Annotated in this window: 17 protein-coding genes; 10 read left to right on the top strand and 7 right to left on the bottom strand. The window is 73.0% G+C overall.

Annotated features, from left to right (window positions below):
* Positions 1 to 29: 29 nt before the first annotated feature.
* From ABTZ58_RS15585 to ABTZ58_RS15575, 3 genes are all read left to right on the top strand, one after another.
* The gene (locus ABTZ58_RS15585) at positions 30 to 1,730 is read left to right on the top strand and encodes a serine/threonine-protein kinase (protein ID WP_351355831.1); all 1,701 of its coding nucleotides are present in this window, start codon (positions 30 to 32) and stop codon (positions 1,728 to 1,730) included.
* Positions 1,731 to 1,866: 136 nt separating this feature from the next.
* Complete coding sequence (locus ABTZ58_RS15580) at positions 1,867 to 3,519, top strand: succinic semialdehyde dehydrogenase (RefSeq protein WP_351355828.1); 1,653 nt, start codon at positions 1,867 to 1,869, stop codon at positions 3,517 to 3,519.
* A gap of 55 nt (positions 3,520 to 3,574) precedes the next feature.
* Entirely contained in the window at positions 3,575 to 5,359 is a 1,785-nt protein-coding gene (locus ABTZ58_RS15575) for a GMC family oxidoreductase N-terminal domain-containing protein (protein WP_351355825.1), read from the top strand.
* Positions 5,360 to 5,449: 90 nt separating this feature from the next.
* Here the strand turns inward: ABTZ58_RS15575 and ABTZ58_RS15570 are convergent, their stop codons facing one another.
* Positions 5,450 to 6,430 (bottom strand): LAETG motif-containing sortase-dependent surface protein, encoded by a 981-nt coding sequence (locus ABTZ58_RS15570; protein WP_351355822.1) that lies wholly within the window; start codon positions 6,428 to 6,430, stop codon positions 5,450 to 5,452.
* A gap of 214 nt (positions 6,431 to 6,644) precedes the next feature.
* Between ABTZ58_RS15570 and ABTZ58_RS15565 the strand changes: the two genes are divergently transcribed.
* Entirely contained in the window at positions 6,645 to 7,781 is a 1,137-nt protein-coding gene (locus ABTZ58_RS15565; RefSeq protein ID WP_351355819.1) for a hypothetical protein, read from the top strand.
* 534 nt (positions 7,782 to 8,315) lie between these two features.
* Here the strand turns inward: ABTZ58_RS15565 and ABTZ58_RS15560 are convergent.
* Positions 8,316 to 8,597: a chorismate mutase gene (locus ABTZ58_RS15560; RefSeq protein ID WP_351355816.1), complete on the bottom strand. Its 282-nt coding sequence runs from the start codon at positions 8,595 to 8,597 to the stop codon at positions 8,316 to 8,318.
* A gap of 340 nt (positions 8,598 to 8,937) precedes the next feature.
* Here ABTZ58_RS15560 and guaA point away from each other — a divergent pair, with 340 nt between their 5' ends.
* Entirely contained in the window at positions 8,938 to 10,518 is a 1,581-nt protein-coding gene (gene guaA / locus ABTZ58_RS15555) for a glutamine-hydrolyzing GMP synthase (protein ID WP_351355813.1), read from the top strand.
* 33 nt (positions 10,519 to 10,551) lie between these two features.
* On the opposite strand, the gene ABTZ58_RS15550 is transcribed toward guaA, so the two are convergent.
* Positions 10,552 to 11,025: a pyridoxamine 5'-phosphate oxidase family protein gene (locus tag ABTZ58_RS15550; protein ID WP_351355810.1), complete on the bottom strand. Its 474-nt coding sequence runs from the start codon at positions 11,023 to 11,025 to the stop codon at positions 10,552 to 10,554.
* A 187-nt stretch (positions 11,026 to 11,212) separates the two neighbouring features.
* On the opposite strand from ABTZ58_RS15550, the gene ABTZ58_RS15545 reads away from it, so the two are divergent.
* The gene (locus ABTZ58_RS15545; RefSeq protein ID WP_351355807.1) at positions 11,213 to 12,007 is read left to right on the top strand and encodes a class II aldolase/adducin family protein; all 795 of its coding nucleotides are present in this window, start codon (positions 11,213 to 11,215) and stop codon (positions 12,005 to 12,007) included.
* Between the two features lie 13 nt (positions 12,008 to 12,020).
* Here the strand turns inward: ABTZ58_RS15545 and ABTZ58_RS15540 are convergent, their stop codons facing one another.
* Positions 12,021 to 12,926: a DUF4429 domain-containing protein gene (locus ABTZ58_RS15540; RefSeq protein ID WP_351355804.1), complete on the bottom strand. Its 906-nt coding sequence runs from the start codon at positions 12,924 to 12,926 to the stop codon at positions 12,021 to 12,023.
* Between the two features lie 185 nt (positions 12,927 to 13,111).
* Here ABTZ58_RS15540 and ABTZ58_RS15535 point away from each other — a divergent pair, with 185 nt between their 5' ends.
* Both ABTZ58_RS15535 and ABTZ58_RS15530 read left to right on the top strand, forming a co-directional pair.
* The gene (locus ABTZ58_RS15535) at positions 13,112 to 14,614 is read left to right on the top strand and encodes a hypothetical protein (RefSeq protein WP_351355801.1); all 1,503 of its coding nucleotides are present in this window, start codon (positions 13,112 to 13,114) and stop codon (positions 14,612 to 14,614) included.
* A 332-nt stretch (positions 14,615 to 14,946) separates the two neighbouring features.
* Positions 14,947 to 15,477 (top strand): DoxX family membrane protein, encoded by a 531-nt coding sequence (locus tag ABTZ58_RS15530; protein ID WP_351355798.1) that lies wholly within the window; start codon positions 14,947 to 14,949, stop codon positions 15,475 to 15,477.
* Between the two features lie 5 nt (positions 15,478 to 15,482).
* On the opposite strand, the gene ABTZ58_RS15525 is transcribed toward ABTZ58_RS15530, so the two are convergent.
* Together ABTZ58_RS15525 and ABTZ58_RS15520 are read right to left on the bottom strand one after the other, a co-directional pair.
* Complete coding sequence (locus ABTZ58_RS15525; protein ID WP_351355795.1) at positions 15,483 to 15,722, bottom strand: hypothetical protein; 240 nt, start codon at positions 15,720 to 15,722, stop codon at positions 15,483 to 15,485.
* Positions 15,709 to 17,172, bottom strand: a complete 1,464-nt coding sequence (locus tag ABTZ58_RS15520; protein ID WP_351355793.1) for a PspC domain-containing protein — start codon at positions 17,170 to 17,172, stop codon at positions 15,709 to 15,711. The genes ABTZ58_RS15525 and ABTZ58_RS15520 overlap by 14 nt, the downstream gene beginning before the upstream one ends.
* A 177-nt stretch (positions 17,173 to 17,349) precedes the next feature.
* Between ABTZ58_RS15520 and ABTZ58_RS15515 the strand changes: the two genes are divergently transcribed.
* Positions 17,350 to 18,642: an ATP-binding protein gene (locus ABTZ58_RS15515; RefSeq protein WP_351355790.1), complete on the top strand. Its 1,293-nt coding sequence runs from the start codon at positions 17,350 to 17,352 to the stop codon at positions 18,640 to 18,642.
* Positions 18,639 to 19,370: a LuxR C-terminal-related transcriptional regulator gene (locus ABTZ58_RS15510; protein WP_351355787.1), complete on the top strand. Its 732-nt coding sequence runs from the start codon at positions 18,639 to 18,641 to the stop codon at positions 19,368 to 19,370. Before ABTZ58_RS15515 ends, ABTZ58_RS15510 begins: the two co-directional genes overlap by 4 nt.
* 40 nt (positions 19,371 to 19,410) lie before the next feature.
* Here the strand turns inward: ABTZ58_RS15510 and ABTZ58_RS15505 are convergent, their stop codons facing one another.
* Positions 19,411 to 20,466 carry a C40 family peptidase gene (locus ABTZ58_RS15505; RefSeq protein ID WP_351356155.1) on the bottom strand — a complete coding sequence of 352 codons (1,056 nt, stop codon included), beginning with the start codon at positions 20,464 to 20,466 and terminating at the stop codon, positions 19,411 to 19,413.
* Between the last annotated feature and the right edge of the window lie 399 nt (positions 20,467 to 20,865).

Here is a 20,865-nt window from a genome sequence, read left to right as displayed (position 1 = left end):
AGAACCGCTTCGCAGGGTACTGATGGGGCATGAGCAACGACGGGGGCGGGCCGGACGCCGCCCAGGGCCGGCTGGTCGGCGGGCGGTACCGGCTGGTGGGGCGCATCGGCGCCGGCGCCTCCGGCACCGTATGGCGGGCCCACGACGAGCTCGAACGGCGTGAAGTCGCCGTCAGGCAGCCACGGTTGCCCGGCGACCCGGAGGACGAGGGCCACCGGCGGGCGGCCCACCGGCTCCATCGCGAGGCCCGCGCCGCCGCCCGGGTCGACCATCCCGCCGCCGTCACCATCCTCGACGTCGTCGTGGAGGCCGAGCAGCCGGACGAACGCCCGGGCCCGCAGGGCCCCGACGAGCTCGACGCGACGGAGATGCTCGACGGACTCCCCTGGATCGTCATGGAGTTGCTGCCCGGCGAGTCCCTGCACGAGACGCTCCGGCGCGGCCCGGTCGAGCCGCGTGAAGCCGCCCGAGTCGGCCTCGCCCTCCTCGGTGCCCTGCGCGCCGCGCACGCCGTGGGCATCGTGCACCGGGACGTGAAGCCGTCCAACGTGCTGATCGCCGAGGACGGCCGCGTCGTCCTCACCGACTTCGGCATCACCCCCGCCCAGGGTGACGAGTCGCCCCCGGACCACGGCCCGGACGGCGGGGAGTTCGCCGGTGCGCCCGCGTTCGTCGCCCCCGAGCGGCTGTCGGGCCGCATCGCCGGGCCCGCGTCCGACCTGTGGTCCCTGGGGGTGCTGCTGTACACCGCCGTGGAGGGCTCGTCCCCGTTCCGGCGGGCCACCCCCGAGGACACGTCCGCCGCGATCCTCGCCGCCGAGCCGCCCGAACCGCGACGGGCCGGACCGCTCGGGCCGCTGATCGGCCGACTGCTGGTGCCGGACCCCGAACAGCGGCCGGACGCCGAGGAGGTGGCGAGGGAACTGGAGGCGGTGGCGGGACCGGCCACGGGGGAGACCTCCGCCCAAGGCGCGACCGGGCGCGCGGAACGCTTCCCCCGGTCGGAAACGCCCGCGCGGCGGAAGGCGCGAACGGCAGCGCGCCAGGAGCCCGTACCGACCGCGGCAGCGGAGGCGGCACCGCTTGCCTCCCCGGAAGCCACACCCCCCGGGGCACCCATCCCCGCACCCTCCCGACGCCACACCCTCCTCCGCCCCGGCCCGCTCGCCCTCCTCGGCGCGCTGCTCGCCGGTGGCGTGGGGGCGGCCACCCAGTTCCCCGACACCGGCAGCGCCGACACCGGCAGCGCCGAGGCCGCCGGACGCGCCGCGGACTCCACGGACGCCTGGACCCCGCACCCCGAGCCGGACATGGCGGCCGTCCTCCACCTCCCGCGCCACTTCCACCCCCGCGACCGGACCGGCGACGGCACCGACCATCTGCCCCGCACGGTGCTCTACGGCGACGACCGGGGCGGCTCGATCCAGGTCCGCCTGCTGTTCTGGGACCGGGCCCCGGCCTCCCCGATGGAGCAGGCCCGGCAGACACCCGAGGCCGGGGGCGAGACGCGCTGCGCCCCCACCACCGTCCACGGCTACGCCTCCGCCCTCGCCGACACCACGTACGACCGGGGCGAGCACCGCAGGCGGGCCCTGCGGGTGCTGGTCCGCACCGACGACGACCGCATGTACGAACTGCGCGTCGACATGCCCGCGGGCGGGCCCGAGGAGCGGGAGGGCACCTCGCTGTTCCGGGCCGCCCGGGACCGGCTCGGTATCGTAAAAGGCTGAATCATCCCCGGCGCCACCGCACAACGCCCTGATCAGGTCGTTCGTTGCCAGTGGTCACTGGCGTCGTGTGTGCAGTCGGTGAAGCCGTATTACCGACGGGTACCCAAAGGCTGCGCCGGGGCATACCCTGCGCCTCATGACGGACGCGCAGGCCGCCGAGAAGACGGCAGAGACCGGCACGGCACAGACCGGCACGGCACGAAGCGGTACGAACCCCCTCGCCCCCGCACCGGAGGGCGCCCGCACCGCCGCCGACGTGGTGACCCCCGAGCTGGTCGCCCAGCTCACCAAGGGCGTGGTCGGCTCCGGCCGGACCGCCAACCACACGCCGTTCACCGGTGAGAAGCTGGCCGACCTCCCCGAGGCCACGCCCGAGGACGTGGCCGAGGCCTTCGAACTGGCCCGGGCCGCCCAGGCCGTGTGGGAGCGCACGCCCGTACGGCAGCGCGCCGCCGTCCTGCTCCGCTTCCACGACCTGCTGCTGGAGCGCCAGGCCGAGGTGCTCGACCTGATCCAGCTGGAGACCGGCAAGGCCCGGCTGCACGCCCACGAGGAGGTCCAGGCCGTCGCGGTCGCCGCCCGCCACTACGGCCGCAAGGCCCCGGCCTACCTCCGCCCCAAGCGGCACGCCGGCGCCGTGCCGACCCTGACCAAGGTCGTCGAACTGCGCCACGCGCGCGGTGTCGTCGGCCAGATCGCCCCCTGGAACTACCCCCTCGAACTCTCCGTCGGCGACGCGCTCCCGGCGTTCGCCGCGGGCAACGCGGTCGTCATGAAGCCCGACACGGAGACCTGCCTGACCGCGCTGTGGGCCCGTGACCTGCTCATCGAGGCCGGCCTGCCCGCCGAGGTCTTCCAGGTCGTCCTCGGCGAGGGCCCGGTCGTCGGCCCCGAGGTCGTCCGCCACGCCGACTACGTCTCCTTCACCGGCTCCACGCGCACCGGCCGCGAGGTCGCCCAGGGGGCCGCCGCCCGGCTGGTCGGCGTCTCCCTGGAACTCGGCGGCAAGAACGCCATGCTGGTGCTGGAGGACGCCGACATCGAGAAGGCCGCGGCCGGTGCCGTCCGGGCCTGCTTCTCCTCCGCGGGCCAGCTGTGCATCTCCATCGAGCGGCTCTTCGTCCACGAGTCGGTCGCGGACGCCTTCCTGGAGCGCTTCGCCGCCCGGACCAGGGCGATGCGCCTCGGCACGTCCCTGGCGTACGGCGCCGACATGGGCTCCCTGGTCGGCGAGCGCCAGCTGCAGACCGTCACGCGGCACGTGGAGGAGGCCGTCGCGAAGGGCGCGAAGGTGGTGGCCGGCGGTGTGGCCCGCCCGGACATCGGCCCCTACTTCTTCGAGCCCACGATCCTCGACGGGGTCGGCACGGACATGTCCGTCTGCGCGGAGGAGACCTTCGGCCCGGTCGTCTCGGTCTACCGCTTCAGCAGCGAGGACGAGGCGATCGAGCGGGCCAACGGCACGGCGTACGGCCTCAACGCCTCGGTCTGGACGAAGAACGGCCGCCGCGGCCAGGAGGTCGCCGCCCGCCTGCGCACCGGCACGGTCAACATCAACGAGGGCTACGCGCCCGCCTACGGGAGCGTCCAGTCCCCGATGGGCGGCATGAAGGACTCGGGCCTCGGCCGCCGCCACGGCTCCGAGGGCATCCTCAAGTACACGGAGGCCCAGACGGTCGCCCACCAGCGGGTCCTCCCGATGGCCCCGTCCCTGGGCATGGACGACGAGCAGTACGCCCGGTTCATGAGCCGCAGCCTGCGCCTGATGAAGGCGCTGCGCTTCCGCTGACGCCCCCGCCCACCACCACTGACGGCCCGCACGCGACACTCGACGAGGAGAACACGTGCCTCAGGACGCATACGACTACGACGTCATCGTGGTCGGCTCCGGCTTCGGCGGCTCCGTGACCGCCCTGCGCCTCACCGAGAAGGGCTACCGCGTGGGTGTCCTGGAGGCCGGCCGCCGCTTCACCCGCGAGACCCTCCCGAAGAACTCCTGGGACCTGAAGAACTACCTCTGGGCCCCCAGGCTCGGCATGTACGGCATCCAGCGCATCCATCTGCTCGGCAACGTCATGGTCCTGGCGGGCGCGGGCGTCGGCGGCGGCTCCCTCAACTACGCCAACACCCTTTACGTCCCGCCGAAGCCGTTCTTCGAGGACCCCCAGTGGCGTGACATCACCGACTGGCAGGACGAACTCGCGCCGTACTACGACCAGGCCCGCCGCATGCTGGGCGTCCGGACCAACCCGACCATGACCCCCTCCGACGTGCACCTGAAGGCCGCGGCGGAGCGGATGGGCTGCGGCGACACCTTCCACCTCGCTCCCGTCGGCGTCTTCTTCGGCGACGGCAGGGACGCCGACGGCTCGGTGCAGGCGAAACCGGGCCAGGAGGTGCCGGACCCGTACTTCGGCGGGGCGGGCCCGTCCCGCAAGGCCTGCGCGGAGTGCGGCGAGTGCATGACCGGCTGCCGCCACGGCGCGAAGAACACCCTCAACGAGAACTACCTGCACCTCGCCGAGAAGGCGGGCGCGGTCGTCCACCCCCTCACCACGGTCGTCTCGGTCACCGACGACTCGCGCGGCGGCTACGCGGTCGCCACCCTGCCCACCGACCGCCGCAAGGCGAGGGGCCGCACGTACCGGGCCCGCCAGGTCGTCCTCGCCGCCGGCACCTACGGCACACAGACCCTCCTGCACCGGATGAAGGCCGGCGGGCAACTGCCGTACGTCTCGGACAGGCTGGGCGAGCTGACCCGCACCAACTCCGAGGCCCTGGTCGGCGCCCTGACCGACGACCGGCGCTACCGCAAGGCCCACGGCGCGCCCAGGGCCGACTTCACCCGCGGCGTGGCCATCACGTCCTCGATCCACCCCGACGCGAACACCCACATCGAGCCGGTCCGCTACGGCAAGGGCTCCAACTCGATGGGCAGCCTGTCCATCCTCCAAGTCCCTTACGCCGACCGGGACTCGGGCACCTCACGGGTCCTGGGCTTCCTCGCGAACGCGGCCCGCCATCCCGTGCTCGTGCTGCGCTCCCTGTCCAACCGCCGCTGGTCGGAGCGGACCATCATCGGCCTGGTGATGCAGTCGCTGGACAACTCCCTGACGACGTACCTGAAACCGTCGGGTGTCGGCCGCGGCCTGCTCACCGCCCGCCAGGGCCACGGCGCCCCCAACCCCAAGCAGATCAAGGCGGCCACTGAGGGCGCCTCGGCCCTCGCCGCCGAGATCAACGGCTTCGCCGGCTCCAACGTCGGTGAGCTGATGGGCACCCCGCTCACCGCGCACTTCCTGGGCGGCTGCCCCATCGGCGACTCCCGCGAGAGCGGCGTGATCGACCCGTACCACCGCCTCTACGGTCATCCAGGCATCTCCGTCGTGGACGGGGCCGCGGTCTCCGCCAACCTGGGCGTGAACCCGTCCCTGACCATCACCGCCCAGGCCGAACGGGCCATGTCCTTCTGGCCCAACAAGGGCGAGCCCGACCCGCGCCCCCAGCAGGGCACCGCCTATGTGCGGCTGCGGCCGGTCGAGCCGAAGTCCCCTGCGGTCCCGGCGGAGGCCTTCGGGGCGCTGCGGCTGCCGTTCCTCGGGATCCCGCCCGTACCGCCGAAGAAGTAGGCGGAGCGGACAGAAGTAGGGACCTGCGCCCCCCTCCGAGCGCAGGTCCCTCTTCTGCTTGTGGCGCGACGGCCCGCGGGCCGCTGTGGCTTACGCCTCGGCGCCGGCCTTGCGGCGACGGACCACGAAGATCGCGCCGGCACCGGCGACGACCGCGGCACCGCCGACGAGGCTGATCATCGGCAGGGCGGAGCTGGAGCCGGTCTCGGCGAGGCTGCCGGTGACCTCCGGCGTGTTGCCGCTGGGCTTGTCGTCGGTGACGGGCGCCTTGCCGCCTTCCTGCGGCTTGGTGCCACCGGTGTCCGTGCCGGCGGAGACGATCTGGAACTTGTACGACACGTCACCGAAGCCGGTGCACTCGGCGTCGTTGTCGCCGTAGATCGTCGCGCCGAGCGAGAAGCCGGCGCCGACCGGGGCGGACTTGCTGACGTTGAGGCGCAGCGGGATGTTGACCTCGTAGTCGGGCTTCAGCTCGTCGGTGTAACCGACGTAACCGACCGCGTAGCCACCCTCGTTGAGGTCGACCCAGATCTTGTCCTGGGGGTCCCAGGCCTGGAGCTGGACCTGCTTGCTGGAGAACAGCTCCTCGCCGTTCTTGTCGGGGGAGGCCCCGGCGAAGAAGTCGAGGTCGTTCAGCGTGGAGTCGGAGTCGTTCAGCACGTTCAGCGAGAACTTGTGCCAGCCGCTGCCCGCCGCGATCTTGCCGGGCAGGCCGGAGATGCTGACGTCGACCTTGGTGTCCTCACAGATGGAGGGCTCGGGGTCCGGGGACTCCGACTCCTCGGGCTCCGAAGCCGAGGGCGACGGGGAGGACTCGGTCGCGGACGCGCTCGGCGAGCTCGACGTCTCGGGAGCCGACTCGCTCACCGACGTGCTCGGAGACGGCGACGTCTCGGGCGTGGTCTCGGTCGCCGACGGCGAGGCGGACGTCTCGGGAGCGGACTCGCTCACCGACGCGCTCGGCGTGGGCGTGGTTTCGTCGGTCGCGTACGCGGCCGGTGCCGCGAGCAGTGCCACCGGGGCTATGACCGCCGTGGCGGCCGCTGCTGCCATGGCGCGGCGAAGCTTCATGAAGACCTCGGAAAGTCCGGCGTACCGCGGGCTGCGGTACGAACGTTGGGGGAGGCCTCCGCGTGTGGGGCGCGGGAGTGGCCCGTGGTTCGGCAGGTTTGATCCGTGAAGCCTGTGAATGGTTGTGCCGACACTCACAGAATTCTTATGTGGGCTGCGTCACACCCGCGATCTTCTTGTGAAGGCGCTTTCCACCCGATTAGATCTATGCCTCGTGTCTGAAAAGCCGTCCGACGATGAGCCGTCGGCCCCGGAGATCCCCGACGACGTCTGGGAACACTTCACCCGCGACACCGAGCGGGACATCCGTGCCTCGGCCCCGAAGGAGCCCTCCGCGCGGGCGCGCATGGTGACCGAGCGGCTGCGCAGGCAGGAGGAGCGGGGAGAGCTGCCCCCCGGCTGGCGCACCGGCCCCGATCCCCTGGCGACGAACCGGCGCGCGGCGCGGCGCCGGAAGCTGTGGGCCGTGCTCGGGGTCCCGGTCGCCGCCGCCGTGGCGCTGGTGGCCCTGAAGCCGTCGCTGCTGCCCGGCGACCCCTTCGGCTCGGACGGACCGGAGGCCGCCGAGGCCTCCCCGCTGCCCGCCGAGACGGCGGCACCGACCGCACCGCCCGGCGGTTCGAGCCCGGAAACCCCCACCCTGGACAAGCCGTTCGCCGGCTCACCGGCCCTGCGCTGGGCCGACGGCGCCGCCGGCATCGTCCTGCCCGAGGCGAAGGCCGTCGGCCCGGTCCCCGAGGACCGCGTCGCACAGGCGCTGGAGCTGACGAAGCGGCTGCTGGTGGGCGCCAACCTCGACCCGCGGACGGTGCGCGGCGCACGCCCCGGGGCGGCCCTCGCGGTGCTCGACCCCAAGCAGCCGGAACTGCTCGACGACCTGAACACCGCCCTGCGCTCACCGAGCGAGCGGAACGACCCGCTGTCGATGTTCAGCCGGTTCGACCCCGACGAGATACGGCCGGTCGGCGACGTCGTCAAGACGCGCGGGCGCATGACGTTCGAGAAGGGCTCGCACGCGGGGGTCGTGGTGCACGCCGACTACACCTTCGTCTACGCGGTCACCCGAGCCGACGGGCCCCCGGAGGTCTCCCGCACCATCGTGCGGCGGATCATCGACGTCGAGCTCCCCGACCCCACCCGCTACCGGGTCACCCCGGGCCGGCTCAGCGTCAAGAAGTACGACGAGGAGATCGGCAACTCGGCCTGCGACGCGCACGACGGCTACCTGCATCCGCGGTTCCCGTCGGGCGACGACCAGGACCGCGATCCCGCGGGCCCGGCGATCGACCCCTACGACCGCAGCCGCGGCATCGACACGGGCGGCCCCTGCGGGACGGTGACCCGCACCTGACCGGGCGCCGGACGGCCGCCCGCGCGGAGCGAAGGGCCCCGCGGGGTGGAGCCGCGGGGCCCTCCTTCTCGTCAGCACCGACGTCAGGGCAGCGCCGGTGCCTGGGAGCGGCGCCGGGGGGTTGCGCCGCTGGTCTGTACCTTTGGCAATGGGGCGATACGGATGCCCGCGAGGGGACTTCGGGGCTGTGTACGCATCGTGCTGGATGAACGCGGCGCCCGCAACCGTTTGACCCAGCCTTGTGCGTTTCCGCAGTGTCCGCCGGTCGGCCCCGGGCGTCCCCGGAGCCGACCGTTCTCTTGGGTGACCGGGCTGCTGTCCCCTGCCGTCCGGTCACTTCCCTGGAGCGAGGTCCCACGACGCACGGCACGATCCGTACGTCTCATCGCCCCAGCGAGCCACGCGTGGTTCTCTCGGGCCCGCGCCTGGCTGGCACGGACACCGGGACCAACGAGGCGGCCCGGGGGCGGTCACGCGCCGTACGGGTGAGGAGGATGCGTACGTCTGTCCCGCGACGCGGATCCCTAGGGCGGGTCAGATCCTGCCGCGGCACAGCTCCAGCAGGGTCATCGCGAGCGTCGTGCCCGGCTTGCCCAGGGCCTCCCTGTAGTGGCCGAGAACCTCCATCTCGCGCGAGAGGTTCACCCGCCGGCCGCCGGAGGCGATCCGCGCCTCCTGGATGACGGCGGAGACGGCCGCCCGTTCCTGGATCAGCCCGATGATCCGGTCGTCGAGCGCGTCGATCCGATCGCGGGCGCCGGTGATCACGTCGGCGGCCTCGGCGGTGCGGGCACCGGTCACGTCGGTGGCGGTCATGAGGGCTCCTCGTCGTCAAGGGGTGCCCCGGTCCGGCAAGGCCCCGACGACGGCAGACGCCCCGGGCCTTGTCGGCCCGGGGCGCCTGGGAAGTCGCTTGTCAGTTGCTCAAGCAGCACGACCATGGCAGCCGGCGGGCCGGGTGCCATAGGTAAAGACGAAGGTCGTGTGCGTGTGCATGGGGCCAGTATGCCCCCGGACGGAGGGGCGTCCAAGCGGGTTCGCATGGTGAGACGCGGGGCCCGGAGCCGGGGGCGTACCGCGGGCGCGACACTCCCGGCGAGCACCTCGGTAGAATCGGGTGGCACAAGACCCCCGCCCCACCGCCGGAAGGCACCCCGTGTCATCAGCGTCTCCCGCTGCCAGCGCCACCGACACCGTCCTGGTCGTCGACTTCGGCGCGCAGTACGCCCAGCTCATCGCCCGTCGCGTCCGCGAGGCGCGGGTCTACAGCGAGATCGTGCCGAGCACGATGCCGGTCCAGGAGATCCTCGCCAAGAACCCCGCGGCGATCATCCTCTCCGGCGGCCCCTCGTCGGTCTACGAGGAGGGCGCCCCCCGCCTCGACCGCGCGCTCTTCGAGGCCGGCGTCCCCGTCTTCGGCATGTGCTACGGCTTCCAGCTGATGGCGCAGACCCTCGGCGGCACCGTCGACAACACCGGCGCCCGCGAGTACGGCCGCACCGACCTGCACGTCTCCAAGGTCTCCTCCACCCTCTTCGAGGGCACCCCGGCCGAGCAGGCCGTCTGGATGTCCCACGGCGACGCCTGCTCCGCCGCCCCCGAGGGCTTCTCCGTCACGGCCTCCACGGACGTCGTCCCGGTCGCCGCCTTCGAGAACGACGAGAAGAAGCTCTACGGCGTCCAGTACCACCCCGAGGTGATGCACTCCACGCACGGACAGCAGGTGCTGGAGCACTTCCTCTACCGGGGCGCGGGCCTGACCCCGTCCTGGACCACGGGCAACGTGATCGAGGAGCAGGTCGCCGCGATCCGCGAGCAGGTCGGCGACAAGCGCGCCATCTGCGGCCTGTCCGGCGGCGTGGACTCCGCCGTCGCCGCGGCCCTCGTGCAGAAGGCCATCGGCTCCCAGCTGACCTGCGTGTACGTCGACCACGGCCTGATGCGCAAGGGCGAGACCGAGCAGGTCGAGAAGGACTTCGTCGCCGCGACCGGTGTGCAGCTGAAGGTCGTGGACGCCGAGGAGCGGTTCCTCAAGGCGCTCGCCGGGGTCTCCGACCCCGAGGAGAAGCGGAAGATCATCGGCCGCGAGTTCATCCGCGTCTTCGAGCAGGCCCAGGCCGAGATCATCGCCGACGAGGGCCCGGCCGTGGAGTTCCTGGTCCAGGGCACGCTCTACCCGGACGTCGTCGAGTCCGGCGGCGGCACCGGCACCGCCAACATCAAGTCCCACCACAACGTGGGCGGCCTGCCCGAGGACCTCGAGTTCAAGCTCATCGAGCCGCTGCGCAAGCTGTTCAAGGACGAGGTCCGCATGGTCGGCCAGGAGCTCGGCCTGCCGGAGGAGATCGTCCAGCGCCAGCCGTTCCCCGGCCCCGGCCTGGGCATCCGCATCGTCGGCGAGGTCACCAGGGAGCGCCTGGACCTGCTGCGCGAGGCCGACGCCATCGCCCGCGAGGAGCTGACGGCGGCCGGCCTCGACCGGGACATCTGGCAGTGCCCGGTGGTCCTGCTCGCGGACGTCCGCAGCGTCGGCGTCCAGGGCGACGGCCGCACCTACGGCCACCCCATCGTGCTGCGTCCCGTCTCCTCCGAGGACGCCATGACGGCCGACTGGTCGCGCCTGCCGTACGACGTCCTCGCGCGGATCTCCACCCGCATCACCAACGAGGTGCGCGACGTCAACCGCGTCGTCCTCGACGTGACCTCGAAGCCGCCGGGCACCATCGAGTGGGAGTGAACCCGGGTGACTCCGGGTGCGCGCGGGTGACTCCTAGGTGCGCTTGATCGTGCGCAGGGGTGCGCCGGGCGTCCAGACCTGGACGACGAGGTAGGTGTCGTCCTCGACGTAGGTCCGCACGACCTCCGTCAGCTCGGTGCGGAAGAGGTGGAACGGCTCCGGCGGTTCCACCTCTTCGACGTACCCGGCCTTCGTCCCGACGTCGTCGACCTCGATCGCCCGGCCGCTGATACGGACGTCGCCGCCGCCCATGCCCGTGCCCTCCCCGGGGTTCGCCTGGAGCGCGAAGCGCGGGTCGCGGCGCAGGTCCCGCGCCTTGAGCGAGTCCGGCATCATGCCGAGCCACAGCTCGCCGTTGAGGAACCGCACCTCCAGGCCGCTCGTGCGGGGCGAGCCGTCCTTGCGGAGGGTGGCGAGGATGTGGTGGGTGTAGGCGCCGAAGCGCTTCTCGACCGTGCCGGCCAGATCCGGTTCGGCGGTGGTGAATGCCGCCCAGTTCGCTGTCATACGGAGAGTGTGGCGCCGAATTCCGACATCCTCTGTCGGCTATTCGTGGGGTGGGGGAGCCCGGGGGCACACGGGTGTGTGCAGGGTGCTCACGGGGGCGCTCGATCCATCTTTACGGAACGGCGCTGTTTTCCCGGCAGCACCGGCGGTACCTTCCGCCCCGTACGAGAGCGACGCTGGAGGACCTATGCACGGGCCCACCCCGCCCATGCCCCTGCCCACCGACCGGCTGCGGTTCGCGATGCCGCCGATGCACGAGTCGGTCGAGGACGAGCGCCGGCACCGCAAGGAACGCCTCGCGGGCGCCCTGAGGATCTTCGGCCGGCTCGGCTACGAGGACGGAGTGTCCGGGCACATCACCGCCCGCGACCCGGAGTACAGCGACTGCTTCTGGGTCAACCCCTTCGGACTGCCCTTCCGGCACGTCACCGTGAGCGACCTCGTGCTCGCCAATCAGGACGGCCAGGTCGTCGAGGGCCAGTACCACGTCAACCAGGCGGCCTTCACCGTGCACGCCCAGGTCCACGCCGCCCGCCCGGACGTGGTCGCCGTCGCCCACTGCCACTCGGTGCACGGCCGGGCGCTCGCGGCCCTCGGCGAACTCCTGGAACCGATCACCCAGGAGAGCTGCGCCTTCTACGAGGACCATGCCCTCTACGACACCTACACCGGTGTCGCCGTCGACGCCGAGGAGGGCCGGCGCATCGCGGGCGTGCTCGGCTCCCGCAAGGCGCTCGTGCTGCGCAACCACGGGCTGCTGACCGTCGGCGACTCGGTCGACGCGGCGGCCTGGTGGTTCGTGTCGATGGAGCGGTCCTGCCAGGTGCAGCTGACCGCGCAGGCGGCCGGACGGCCGGTCCGGATCGACCACCGGATGGCCGTGGCCACGCGTGAGCAGCTCGGCGGCGACCTGGTGGCGTGGATCAACTACCAGCCGATGTGGCGGGACATCAGCCGCAGCGAGCCGGATCTGCTGAATTAGACCGGAGGCGTCCTCAGAAGCCGCGCAGTACCGCCGCCTTGGTCATCGCGAACTCCTCGTCCGTGAGGATGCCGTCGCGGTGCAGCCGCCCCAACTCGCGCAGCCGGCGCAGCAGTACGTCGTGGTGGTCGGAGCCGGCCGGCGGGAGCGGCCGGCTGTGCGCGGGGTGCGTGCCGGTCCCGTCGACCGCGTCGTCACCGGGGGCAGGGCGGGTGGAAGGGTGCGGCAGGCGGGCGGTGACCGCGGCCGCGACCAGCGCGGTCAGCAGGTCACGGCGGGCGTTGCCCCACAGGTCCAGGGCGTACGGGTCCTTCTCCGGCGGCAGCTTCGAGAACACCGTCTCGCGGGTCACGAAGCGCAGGAAGCCGTCCTCGTGGCCGGTGTTCGGCAACCACTCGACCCGCACCAGCTCGCCCAGGCCGATGATCCGCGGGCCGGTGGCTCGTTTGACCCGCTCGGAGGTGTCGGACCAGTCGATCCGCACCTGGGTGCCGTCGAAGGAGGCCGTGCCGTCCGAGGAGCGCACCGAGACCGGAACGGGCGGGCCGGGCAGCAGATAGGCCTTCACCGGTTCCTTCGGTATCCCGTCCAGGAGCAGGGCCCGGCGGATCTCCTCGGCGATGTACTCGGCGACCCCCGTACGGTCGGTGTCCACCGCAAGCCGGTACGGGTCGGCCGCGTCCGGCAGCCGCCCGCCGGTCGCCTGGAGCAGGGGGTCGGCGCCCTCGCGCAGCCGCAACCGGAGCCGCCCGCGCTTGCGTTCGGGCTCCAGGACGACACCCGCGACGGCCTCCAGCGGCACGGCGATCTCGCCGTACGTCTGCCGGAACAGCGGCACGGAGCGGTGCAGACCGGGCGTGATCCGGACCGTGCCGCCGTCGAAGGCCCACGTGCCGTCGCGCTGGCTGATCTCGGCCATAGGGGGATTCTCGCAGTTAGGTCAACACGGCACGCCGAACTTCACCCGTGTCGACCGGACGGGACGGACGCGGACCGGGTGGTATAGGGCACAATTCGTCGTCGTCGCACGGGAGTTGCACAGCGGTGTTTCCGGGGTTCGGAAGACCGGCGGTGGTTGGGTCGCGGGAAGGCGGGGCGTCGGGCGTGGCGGTGCGCGAGACGGGGCAGAGCGGCGGGGACGCGGGCGGGTACGGCAGCGGGCACGCGGGTGGGTATCCGGGCGCGTCCGCGGGCGCTCACCCGGGTGTGCGGGAGGGGGCGTCCGCGGGTGCTTATCCGGGGGTGCGGGAGGGGGCGTCCGCGGGCGGGTACCGGGGTGGGTATCCGGGCGGATACCCGGGTGGTCACGCCGGTGGTCACACGGGCGGCCATGCGGGCGGGGCCGGAGCAGGGGGCGGGGCCGGGGGCGCCCACGGGGGTGGGTGCGCCTGCGGGGACTGTCCGCACGGGGCCCGGGAGGGGCATCGGCGGGCCGTCGCCGCGTTCCTGCGCCGGCGCGACGAGTTCGCGGCCGGGCACGGGCTGCCGGCCGCGGTCGCCCACTCCGCCTCGGCCTCCCGCCAATGGGTCTCGGAGGAACTGGCACAGTCCGCGGAACTCGTCGCCGAGCGGGGCCGCGCCGAGGGCCAGGCCTGGCTGGCCGGCCTGTGGCGCCGCACCGCGGGCGCGGTCTGGGCGGGCGTCGTACTGCTGCTGCTCGGGCAGGCCCTCACCGCGGTCGGCGCGGGCTGGACGTCCGCCCGTACGGCCGGGCTGGCCGCGGCGCTGGTGGTCGCCGGCGCGCTGACCGCGGCGTCGTGGTTCCACCGGGCGAAGGGAGGTGCGCTGGCGCCCCTGATCGGCGAGGACAACCGGCTGTCGACGTCCCGCACCGTCGCCGCGGTGTGGGTGCTCTTCGTCGCCTACTCGGTGCTCGTGCTGGCCGGGCGGCTCGCGGCCGCCTCCCGGCACCGGGAGCGGGACGCGCTGATCTCCGGGCTGGAACTCGCCCGGGGCGCCGGTGCGGTGACCGTGCTCGCCGTGGTGTGCGGGATCGCCGTGCTCGTGCGGCGGGTGGTCGGGCTGCGGGTGCTGGGGCAGCGGCTGCAGAAGGTACGCGCCGACCGGCCCCGCGCGGCCGACCTGCTGACCGACGACGCCGGGCGGGGCACCTTCGCCGACATCCAGTACGTCGTGATCAGCGGCGTCGCCCTGCTCTTCGCGGCGGTACGGCTGGCCAGGCGGCCGGACCAGCTGCCGGATCTGCCGTGGGGGCTGGCGGTGGTGGTACTGGTGTCGGCGGCGACGTATATGGCCGGGAAGTACGCGGAGGGCGGCCGGCCGGTGATCCTCTCCGTGGTCCGGGCCCGGGAGGCGGGGGACCTGGACGCGCCGATCCGGACGGGTGACGACATCGAGATCCGGGGCGCGGGGTTCGTGCCGCCGGGTGCGCAGGGGGCGGACCGGCTGGCGCGGATGGTCGTGCGGGTGGGGGCGGTGCATGTCCATGTGCCGCTGGTGCCGGTGCCCGGGGGGTTCCGGAATCCGACGGACACGCTGCTGACCGTGCCGGTGCCGGTGGAGGTGGAGCCGGGGCGGGTGGAGGTGCAGGTCGTCACCGCTGCGGGGGTGGAGACGAATCGGTATGCGGTGGATGTGACGGAGTAGCGCGGGGTGGGGGTGCGCGTGCTTCGCGCCTGCGCGGCGGTGGTGGGTCGGGGCCGTGCCGGGGGGGTGTCCGTCCTCGGAACGGCGCGATCGAGTTCCGTGCCGACTGACTGTCCGTTGACGCGCCGGCCGCTGCGGGCGGCCCCCCGGCACGGCCCCTCGCGCCGTCCCGCGGGTGCGGGCGCGTCGTTCTTCAGCCCTGGCTGCGGGCCGGTAGAACACCCCACGCGTCAGAAAAGCCGGACGTGCAGGATTGAGCCGGGTCTGTTTGTCGTACGTATCGTCTGTTGAGGGGGTCTCGGCACCGGCGGGCGAGAGGCGGCTACGCAGCGATGACTCACAGCATGAGAACGGACACGCACACCCCCTACCCCGACGGCAGGGGCGACTGGCGGGACACCGCCGTCCGCTACGCCCTGCTCCCTCTGCGTGTCTTCCTCGGCGTCACCTTCATCTACGCCGGCCTGGACAAACTCACCGACAGCGCCTTCATGAAGGAGGCCGGGTCCGGGTCGATCGGCGACATGATGCGTGCCGTCCGGGACTCCTCCGCCGTCCCGGCCCTGGTCGACCTGTCCCTGAAGAACCCCGTCGGCTTCGGCTACGCCATCGCCTTCGCAGAACTGGCCGTCGGCATCGGCACCCTGCTCGGCCTCCTCGCCCGGCTGGCCGCACTCGGCGGCGCGCTCATCTCCCTCAGCCTGTGGCTCACCGTGAGCTGGGCCTCCGACCCGTACTACTACGGCAACGACCTCGCCTACCTGATGGCCTGGATCCCGCTCGTCCTGGCGGGCGCCCCCCTGCTGTCCGTGGACGCCGCCTTGCGGGGGCGGCGACGGCGGCGGCGGGGTGAGTACCGGTAACGCCGTCACGTCGCGGGGTCCGGGCCGGGGCCGTCGGCGGTGGTGCGGGCCGACCGGCGCCGACGGGCACGGCCCGTCACGAACGCCACCGCGCCCGCCAGGCACAGCCCGCCCGTGACGAGGGGGATCGCCACGAACCACGGGGTCTCCCAGGCCCCGTCGGCGTCACCGGCGTAGAGGATGCCGACCAGGGTGAGAACGGCGCCGGCGATCAGCTTTCCTGGCTGGACTTCATGACGCGGCACGGGTCACCTCCGCCTGTCCCATGCCGACCTGGAGGTCCAGGTCGACGGTGCCGGACTTCTTGACGCCCTGGGCGGGGGAGAGGGTCATCTCCTTGTGCTGGCCCGGTTTCACGTCCACGTCCTTCGTGTCGTCGCCCGGTAGTTGCAGGTCGCCCATCCCCACGTCGACCCTCAGCCGCACGGTCACGTCCTCGGGCACCAGCACCCTCACCCGGCCGACGCCGACGTCCGCGCGGGTGGTCACGGTCCGGCCCGGGGCCAGGTTCAGCCGGGTCAGGTCCAGCGTGCCGACGCCGGTGCCCAGGTCGTACTGCTGCCGTACGTCCGCCACCGTCGCGGGCTGCCAGGTGGTGCGGTTCCACTGGGTGCCGATGTCCTGGGGCACCGCCGCCGAGGCGGTGAGCAGGCCGGCCGTGATGATCGCCAGGAGGATGGAGCCCGCCCCGGTCCGGCCCAGGAAGGCGCTGACCGCGATGCCCAGCCCGAAGACGGCGAGGGCGCAGGCCAGGCCGGTCTGCAGGCTGGGGCCGAGCGGGTGCGTGTCCCAGGTCCGGCTCGTGCCGAGGGCGCCCGCGAGGAGGGCCAGCAGGAAGACCGAGCCGCCGATCGAGCGGGGGCCGCGCGGCTTGGGCCCGGTGTGCGGGGCGGGTATGTCCGCACGGGCGCGTGGACGGGTGCCGAGGCCGATGTTGACGGCCGCCGCCATGTCGAGGTCGCGGGTGTCGCGGGGGCCCCAGAGGTAGCCCGTGCCCCCGATGTGCGTGCCGTCCTTGACGATGGGGTCGCGCCACCAGGAGGGGTAGGTGGCCAGGACCGGCGGCGCCTGCGGTTCCGGCGGGGCGTCGGCGGCCGCCTGGGCGGCCAGCGGATCAGGGCTGGGGGCGCCGCGCTGGCGGGACCAGTACCCGGCGCCCGCGAGCAGGAGGGAGAGGACGACGGCGAAGGTCAGCACGCCGCCGTTCCTCAGCATCGTCAGGAAGACCCCGCAGCCGACCAGCGCGAACAGCACGGCCGTCAGGGCCTGACCGTCGACACGGCCGGTGAGCAGCTTGCGCACCTCGTTCTCGTCCTCGTCGTCGTAGGGGACGAGGAGCCAGGCGAAGCCGTAGAAGAGGAGGCCGATGCCGCCGGTGGCGGAGAGCACCGCGAGAGTGATGCGGAAGATGACCGGGTCCATGTCGCACTGGCGCCCGAGCCCGGCGCACACACCCGCCAGCATCTTGTGGCCGCGGTCGCGGCGGAACCTGTGGGGCGGCCCGGGCGGGACGGCTTCCGCGGCCTGGCCCGGGTCGGGTGCACCTCCCTGGTCGTCCGCGCCCGCCTGCCCGGGCCCGCGCGGGGGCACGGATGAGCCCGCGGCGGGCGCGGCACCCTGCGGCCCGGCGCCCGGGGCGGGACGCGGGCCGGAGCCGGGTCCCGGACCCGTCGCGGCGTGCTCGTGATCGGTCATGGGTCCATGGTGACGGGCGCGGCGCCGCGGCGGCAGTCGGAACGACCCTGGCCGGACCCTGATATCGGCCCTGAGGGTCGGCCCGGGAAGCGTTCGACGGGCCGGCTGCCGAGATCAGGGGAGTCTCCGGGACGGACCCTGATGCTCCGGCCCTGCGCACGTGTGACCATCAATGGCATGTCGGAAGCCGCAGCAGCGCCACTCGCCGAGCCGCGGCCGCCGCGCAAGCTCTACCGCAGCAGCGACGGACGCTGGCTGGGAGGCGTGGCGCGGGGGCTCGCCGGGCATCTCGGGCTGCCCGTGATCTGGGTCCGGCTGGTCTTCGTCGGCCTGTTCATGGCCGACGGGCTCGGTGCGCTGCTGTACGCCGCGTTCTGGTTCTTCGTCCCGCTGGGCGTCGGCGGGGTGGACGCCCAGCGGCCGCCCTCGCTGGTCACCACGGAGACCTCGGCCGACGGCCGGCGCAAGCTGGTCACGCGCCGGCCCGACAAGGGCCAGATCGTGGCCCTGCTGCTCATGGTCGTGGTGGCCATGGTGTTCGTGGGCAATGTGAACCTCGGTGGCGGGGCCCGCGCCTATCTCTGGCCGATGGTCCTCGTCGGCGCGGGCGTCGCCCTGGTCTGGCGGCAGGCGGACAACGCCCGCCGGGCCCGCTGGGCCGAGGTCGGCCGCCGCCGGCGCACGGTCACGCTGCTGCGCTCGGTCGGCGGCGTGCTGCTGGTGACGGCCGGCGTCTCCGGCATCTTCGTCCTGCAGGGTTCCGCCGCCCACCTCGGTTCCGTCCTGCAGGCGGCCCTCGCGGTCCTCGTGGGGATAACGCTGCTGGCGGGCCCGTATCTCGTCCGCATGACGCAGGACCTCTCCGAGGAGCGGCTGATGCGCATCCGTGCCCAGGAGCGTGCGGAGGTCGCCGCCCATGTGCACGACTCGGTGCTGCACACGCTCACCCTGATCCAGCGCAACGCGGAGAACGCGGGCGAGGTGCGCCGTCTCGCCCGCGCCCAGGAGCGCGACCTGCGCACCTGGCTCTACAAGCCCGAGGGCACGGGCAAGGACGAGGCCGACGAGCCCACGACCCTCGCCGACGCGGTCCGGCGCAACGCGGCCGAGGTGGAGGACAACCACGGCGTCCCCATCGAGGTCGTGGTGGTGGGGGACTGCCCGCTCGACGAGAGAGTGGCCGCACAGATGCAGGCCGCGCGCGAAGCGATGGTGAACGCCGCCAAGTACGGTGGCGAGGGAGGAGCCGTACAGGTCTACGCCGAGGTCGAGGGGAAGACGGTCTTCGTGTCCGTCCGGGACCGCGGACCCGGCTTCGACCTCGACTCGATACCCACCGACCGGATGGGTGTCAGAGAATCGATCATCGGCCGCATGGAGCGCAACGGCGGCACGGCGCGACTGCGCGCGGTGCCGGACGGCGGCACGGAGGTCGAACTGGAGATGGAGAGGGCGGAGAAGACGTCATGAGCGACCCGACCGAGGCGAACGGTACGACGGGAGCGGCACAGGCGGCCGGGCCCGCTGAGTCGGGCGGGCGTCATGTGCGCGTGGTCCTCGTCGACGACCACCGCATGTTCCGCACGGGCGTCCAGGCCGAGATCGGGCAGACCGAGCAGACCGGCGTCGAGGTCGTCGGTGAGGCGGCGGACGTCGACCAGGCGGTCACGGTCATCACCGCGACCCGGCCCGAGGTGGTCCTCCTCGACGTGCACCTGCCGGGCGGCGGCGGGGTGGAAGTGCTGCGGCGCTGCGCCCCGTTGATGGGCGATGCCGAGCAGCCGGTGCGCTTCCTGGCGCTGTCCGTGTCGGACGCGGCGGAGGACGTGATCGGCGTGATCCGCGGCGGGGCCCGCGGATACGTCACCAAGACGATCACCGGCACGGACCTCGTGGACTCCATCTTCCGCGTCCAGGAGGGCGACGCGGTGTTCTCCCCGCGGCTGGCCGGGTTCGTCCTGGACGCCTTCGCCTCGACGGACGCGCCGCCGGTCGACGAGGACCTGGATCGCCTGACCCAGCGCGAGCGCGAGGTGCTGCGGCTGATCGCCCGGGGATACGCGTACAAGGAGATCGCCAAGCAGCTGTTCATCTCCGTGAAGACGGTCGAGTCGCATGTCTCGGCGGTCCTGCGCAAGCTGCAGCTCTCCAACCGGCACGAGCTGACGCGCTGGGCGACGGCCAGGCGACTGGTGTGACGCCGGCGCGGTCGGGCCACCCGCGCGTGGCCCGACCGGCTCAGACCACCCGGGTGGCGCCCGCGTAGGGCATCTCGTCGAGCGGGGCGACCCGGACCGGGGCGGACGGGTTGGGGGCGTGGATCATCTGCCCGTTGCCCACGTAGATGCCGACGTGGCTGATGCCGGCGTAGAAGAACACCAGGTCGCCGGGGCGGAGTTCGGAGCGGGTGACGCGGCGGCCCGCGTCGATCTGGGAGTAGGTCGTGCGGGGCAGGGAGACGCCGGCGGAGCGGTACGCGGCCTGGACCAGGCCCGAGCAGTCGAAGGCGTTCGGGCCGGTCGCGCCCCAGACGTAAGGGCTGCCGAGCTTCTGGTAGGCGTAGGAGACGGCTGCGGCCGCGCGGGAGTTGGGCGCCTGGGAGGCGGCTGACCCGGGGGCCGCCAGGGTGTCCCGCGGTCCTGGGGCTCGGGAGGCGCGGGGGGACCCGTCGAGCCGGGTGCGCTCCTCGGCGGTGAGCCGGGACAGCAGTTGCCGTGCCGTGCCGAGCTTGCCGGTGATCGTCCTCTTGTGCCGCTTCAGCTCCGTCTGCCGTGACTTCAGGGAGGTCAGCTCGATGTGGGCGGCGCCGCGCAGCTGCTCGATCTCCCGGAGCTGCTTGCGGACGCCGGCGACGGCGGACTGCCGCCGGTCGCCGGCCCGTTCGACGAACTCGGCGTTCTCCAGGTAGCGGTCGGGGTCGTCCGACAGGGCGAGCTGCAGCGCGGGATCCAGGCCGCCGCCGCGGTACTGGGCCGACGCGACCGCGCCGAGGGCCTCACGGGCCGTGTTGAGCCGTCCTTCCTTGCGGGCGGCCTGGTCCTGGAGCCCTTTCAGCCGCTGCCCGGCCGCCTCGGCCTTCTCCTTCGCGCCGTTGTGCTTCTCGGTGGCGACCTCCGCCTCCTGGTACAGCTTGTCCACCTTGGCCTTGACCTGGCCGGGGGTGAGCTCCGGTTCGGCGTGTCCGGTTCCGTCGAAGCCCGTCGCCGTCGCCGCGCCCGCCAGGGCGATCGTGGCCGCCGTGCGGGCCTTGCCGCCACCTGTCGAGCGCTGTCGGGGCTTGCGGTGCGCTGCCACTCTTCGGGCCACGTCCTTTCCTCGGCCGCCGGTGGGCGCGTACGGCCGCCGGGGGAGCGGACAGCGGCCTGCGCGCGTCCGGCGACGGCCCGCACAGGGGAAGCGGACCGCCGCCGGACCTTCTCGGCGGTGGTGTCCGACTGCCGCCCCTGGCCCGGGCGGCGGTGGGGAGCCGGTCACCTGGTGGAGGACGCTAAACCTCGGCGTGCGGGGCCGGGGGCGGGTGCGCGGAAGTGTTCCGAGAGGACCGGCGGTGACCGTATGCGACCGTGATGCCTCCTCGACGCCGTCCACTCAACTCAGCGTGATGACCGATGCGCCGATTTCCCGGGCGAGTGACGGTGATCGGGTGCTATGGAGCGCATATATGCATCGGTGGCCGGTGGCCGGTGGCCGGTG

It is taken from the genome of Streptomyces sp. NPDC094143 (assembly GCF_040303825.1).
In the GTDB taxonomy this organism is placed as follows: domain Bacteria; phylum Actinomycetota; class Actinomycetes; order Streptomycetales; family Streptomycetaceae; genus Streptomyces.
This window is presented reverse-complemented; position numbering and strand designations above follow the sequence as displayed.

What these genes read in the sequence shown, in the direction of transcription:
- ABTZ58_RS15585 (WP_351355831.1), top strand. Translation starts at nt 30, where the DNA reads ATGAGCAACGACGGGGGCGGGCCGGACGCCGCCCAGGGCCGGCTGGTC.
- ABTZ58_RS15580 (WP_351355828.1), top strand. Translation starts at nt 1,867, where the DNA reads ATGACGGACGCGCAGGCCGCCGAGAAGACGGCAGAGACCGGCACGGCA.
- ABTZ58_RS15570 (WP_351355822.1), bottom strand. Translation starts at nt 6,430, where the DNA reads ATGAAGCTTCGCCGCGCCATGGCAGCAGCGGCCGCCACGGCGGTCATA.
- ABTZ58_RS15560 (WP_351355816.1), bottom strand. Translation starts at nt 8,597, where the DNA reads ATGACCGCCACCGACGTGACCGGTGCCCGCACCGCCGAGGCCGCCGAC.
- ABTZ58_RS15550 (WP_351355810.1), bottom strand. Translation starts at nt 11,025, where the DNA reads ATGACAGCGAACTGGGCGGCATTCACCACCGCCGAACCGGATCTGGCC.
- ABTZ58_RS15545 (WP_351355807.1), top strand. Translation starts at nt 11,213, where the DNA reads ATGCACGGGCCCACCCCGCCCATGCCCCTGCCCACCGACCGGCTGCGG.
- ABTZ58_RS15540 (WP_351355804.1), bottom strand. Translation starts at nt 12,926, where the DNA reads ATGGCCGAGATCAGCCAGCGCGACGGCACGTGGGCCTTCGACGGCGGC.
- ABTZ58_RS15530 (WP_351355798.1), top strand. Translation starts at nt 14,947, where the DNA reads ATGACTCACAGCATGAGAACGGACACGCACACCCCCTACCCCGACGGC.
- ABTZ58_RS15520 (WP_351355793.1), bottom strand. Translation starts at nt 17,172, where the DNA reads ATGACCGATCACGAGCACGCCGCGACGGGTCCGGGACCCGGCTCCGGC.
- ABTZ58_RS15515 (WP_351355790.1), top strand. Translation starts at nt 17,350, where the DNA reads ATGTCGGAAGCCGCAGCAGCGCCACTCGCCGAGCCGCGGCCGCCGCGC.
- ABTZ58_RS15510 (WP_351355787.1), top strand. Translation starts at nt 18,639, where the DNA reads ATGAGCGACCCGACCGAGGCGAACGGTACGACGGGAGCGGCACAGGCG.